2 protein-coding genes are annotated in these 1,281 nt (G+C 72.8%); both read right to left on the reverse strand.

All coding sequences use genetic code 11. From position 1 onward, the window contains the following. On the reverse strand, positions 1-545 hold a 545-nt coding region (locus ACIPYW_RS17555; protein ID WP_400415890.1), incomplete at its 3' end, for a hypothetical protein. After that, complete coding sequence (locus ACIPYW_RS17560; RefSeq protein ID WP_400415892.1) at positions 542-1,117, reverse strand: DUF6286 domain-containing protein; 576 nt, start codon at positions 1,115-1,117, stop codon at positions 542-544. The genes ACIPYW_RS17560 and ACIPYW_RS17555, both read right to left, overlap by 4 nt. Between the last annotated feature and the right edge of the window lie 164 nt (positions 1,118-1,281).

Below are 1,281 nucleotides of genomic sequence, written 5' to 3' on the forward strand. Positions count from 1 at the left end.
TTGGCCAGGGCGGCGCGGGTGCCGCCGGTGAGGTGGACCAGGACCGGGACCTGCCGGCCGAGGGTGCGGTCCAGCACGCCGATGGCGTGGTCGACGGCGTCGAGGACGCTCACGGCGTCGCCGCCGCGGCGCACGTTCACCCGGATCCGGGCGGCGCGCTGCCGCTTGACCAGGTACGTGTCGACCTTCGAGCCGACGACGTCGCGGACGCCGGCGAGTTCGTGGTCGATGACGTCCCGCACGAGCGCGACGTTGATGGTGACCTGGTCCTCACCGCTGCGTTCGCGGACGGCGACGCTGGTGCCGCCGCGGCCGCGGGTGGACACCCACAGCAGTGCCAGCACGATCACCACGACGCAGGCGGCGGCGACGATCCACAGCGACGCCGCGGGCACGGTGACGTTCGACGGGAACGTCACGTAGGGCACCAGGGCGTCGCGGACGGCGGGCAGGACGCCGGCGCCGATGGTGAGGCCGACGAGGACGGCGGCCAGGCCGAGGACCAGCAGGATGATGCGGTTCAGGGTGCGGTTGCTCTTGGTCATGCCAGCGTTCCCTTCTCCTCCACGCGGACCGTCACACGCTTGCCGAACCGCTCGTCGAGACGACCGAGTCGTTGCTTCACGGCGTCACGGACGCGCTGCTCGTCGACCGGGACACCGGTGACGGGCACGACGCGGACCTCGGTGCTCCGGCCGCGGGCGGTCGCGGAGGTGTTGTCCTCGGGGACACCGGCGGCGAGTCCGGCGGCGTTCGCCGCGGTGGACGCGAGGATGCGGGTGTCGATGACCACTGCGCCCCGGTCGTGCTCGACCGCGGACCGGTGCTGCCGGCCGGGCTTGAGGGCCAGGACGATCAGCACGACGCCCAGGACCACGAGCACGACCGCGATGACCTCGACGATCGTCACGAACGCGGCGTCGGGCTTGAGTGCGGCGTCGACGACCGTCTGCGGGTCCGCCAGCAGCGGCGCCGCGCCCACGGCTTTCAGGACCGATTCGGTGCCGATCCACGCCGCCACGAGCACGAGGACGATGAGGGACACCGACACGGCGCCGGAGCGGGAACGGTGGATGCTCCGCCGCTGGATGCGGCGCTCGAGCGAGGTGGTGCTCACGGGTTCCTCCTCCTACCGGACCCGGCCTTCGTGCTCGTGCACGATGCCGGTCAGTTCGATGTGGGCGCTGCCGACGCGTCGGCCGGTGAGGGCCGCCACGCGGTCGCGGATGTCACCGGCAGCACGGCCGGTGGCGGTGACGAGGTCGTCCTGCGCGCGGACGG

Origin of the sequence: Curtobacterium sp. NPDC089689 (genome assembly GCF_044749145.1) — a bacterium.
In the GTDB taxonomy this organism is placed as follows: Bacteria; Actinomycetota; Actinomycetes; order Actinomycetales; family Microbacteriaceae; genus Curtobacterium.